General features: G+C 64.9%; 1 protein-coding gene and 1 pseudogene. One reads left to right on the top strand and one right to left on the bottom strand.

Going from position 1 to position 2,245, the window contains the following annotated elements; translation table 11 throughout:
* Positions 1–266: 266 nt before the first annotated feature.
* Positions 267–1,376 carry a terpene synthase family protein gene (locus IG74_RS0144305; protein WP_030689430.1) on the bottom strand — a complete coding sequence of 370 codons (1,110 nt, stop codon included), beginning with the start codon at positions 1,374–1,376 and terminating at the stop codon, positions 267–269.
* A gap of 434 nt (positions 1,377–1,810) precedes the next feature.
* Between IG74_RS0144305 and IG74_RS50600 the strand changes: the two are divergent.
* Positions 1,811–2,149 (top strand): annotated as a pseudogene (locus IG74_RS50600) (transposase family protein); the annotation flags it as partial.
* Positions 2,150–2,245: the final 96 nt, after the last annotated feature.

The following is a 2,245-nucleotide window of genomic DNA, read 5'->3' as shown; positions in this document are numbered from 1 at the left end:
AGCCACCAACATCGCCCGGACCCTACGCGCCAACGCCCGCGACCACACCCGCCCCCCGGCCATGCCCGGCCTCATCTGAACGACTTTGCCGAAACCCTGGCAACCGGGCCCACTCCGCCATCCGGTCCGCCGTCGAGCGCTGCATCGGCCACCTGAAGAACTGGAAGGTACTCGCCGAGGACTACCGCGGTCCCCTCGACCGCTTCCCCGAGACCCTCGGCACCGTCATCCAACTCGAACTCCACCGCACCTGGACCACACCGTGATCAAATCGTTTTGAATAACCTTCCTGGTTCTGGCAGATGCCACCACCAGGTCAACGTCGGTACTGCCGGTGGTTCGGCGGGGGTATCGGCAGTCGGCTGCGATGTGATGGTGATGGCGGGCAGTTGGGCGGTTCCTCTGCGGTAGCGGATGCAGTGCTGCTCGAATTCGAGGTGCCCTGCGAGCATTTCGAGGGCGGCATCCAGATACGTCAGCAGGTCGTTGTCCGCGGTGCGGGCGAGGGTGGTGCGCAGTTCGACGAGCCGGGTCATGATCTGGTTGCTGAGTCGGATGAGATGGGCCACGCCCTCGGCGACCGAGCAGTGGTGCTCGGTGATGACAGCGGCCAGGAGGTTGACGTCCTCGGCCGCGTCGAGGGCTTCTTTGGGGTAGGAGAAGAGGTCGTTGTGCAGGCCGATGAGGAAGCTGGCGGCTTCAGTGAAGGCCCGTACGGCCGGTCGGTAGAACACCTCGTCGGTGATGTGCAGGTTGTGCGAGGCGTGCAGGATGCCGATGGTGGGCAGGACCCCGGCGGAGTAGATCCGGCACGGGACTGCTTCGGCGAGGCTTTCCCTCACGGCCTTGTCGTGCCCGGCGAACTCCCAGGCGATGCCCCACATATACGTTTTGAGCGGGTCGGCGAAGCGCCGGTACTGCGTATCTGTGCATTCCTCGGCCAGTCGGCGCAGGAAGTCCGCTACGGCCTCGGTAACCGGGTGGTCGCAGTGCACGGCGAACTGCGGATCGTCCAGCAGGCGGCACCAGCGTCCCGCCCAGGAGACCGCGTCGGCTTCGGTGCCAATGGCGAAGCGCCCTGAATAGGCGTCGTCGTAGGGAAAGATGCTGGCGAACATATCCGCGCCGAGACGCATCCGCTCCCTGCTGGCTGCGCCGGGTGTGAACAACGCGAACCAGTAGCCCATGCGCTCGGCCTCGATCTCGGCCCACTGCCCCGGCGGCAGCCGCAGGCCGAACGACTTCAGCCAGGCCAGAGACTCCTTGCCGATCTCCTCCGCATCGGGATACCGACGTGCGACCACGGGGCAGTACAGGGCGGGCATCGACACGGTGATTGGATCCGCAGACATCTGCCCGCCTTCCCAGCGCAGCAAGACGGAAGCTCACCCCTGTGTGATGCCTCCTTCGAGAGGTTTACCTCGGCCCTCCCCTCAGCAACACGCAGCGCGCGATGCACCTGACAAATCTCGGTAGCACGCCCCTGACTGAAGGCGCACACTCGCGCAGCTGACCGGCGTATTCGACTCTGATCAGGCCGCGTGCGGTTCTGGCCTTTCGACGAGCTGGCCGCGTTCTAAGGGGGCTCCAGCGCGAACGAGGGCCACGAGGTGGGGCGCGTTCACGGATCGCCATCGTTGCTGGGGGGAGAGTGTCCAATAGACGGCCCTGAGGCTTATTCAGGAGCTGGCGATCAGGCCACGAGCAGGACTGCGACCTGCAACGATACGAATCTCAAGATCGTCCTGAATAAACCTCCCTGTCTCGCTTTCGGTGGTGACGCAGAGTTGTGGGGCTCGTTGACGTTCATGTGAAGGATGTCAACGAGTTTGTGCAGACGGTGTTTTCGGGGCTGTCGCCGCTGGTCATCGAGGACGTAGCCGATGAGGGCGAGCGGACCATAGTGCGGGCACGGACACCGCAGGACACTGCGGCTTGCCCGGTGTGCGGGATCTCGTCTGGTCGCGTGCATGGGTATCACTGGCGGACGGTGGCCGATGTGCCGGTCGACGGGCGTCGGGTGGTGGTCCGTGTGCGGGATCGATACCAGCGGCGTACGACCCGTCTGACCAGGCAAGTCATGGCAGTGGTGAAGGAGTTAGCCGGCCGGGCCGGGGCACGCTTACTGGCGATACCCGCGGTGGGTCTGAAGTTCCCCCTTGACCTCGGACAGCGTGTGGTTACGCTGCGGGGGCGAGCTCTGGTTGCAGCAGTGTCCGTGTCTCGAGTGGGGTGACGTACCCGT

Origin of the sequence: Streptomyces sp. NRRL B-1347, assembly GCF_000720325.1 — a bacterium.
Classification (GTDB): Bacteria; Actinomycetota; Actinomycetes; order Streptomycetales; family Streptomycetaceae; genus Streptomyces.
The sequence above is the reverse complement of the archived record's forward strand: the minus strand, read 5'-3'. Positions and strand labels throughout refer to the sequence as shown.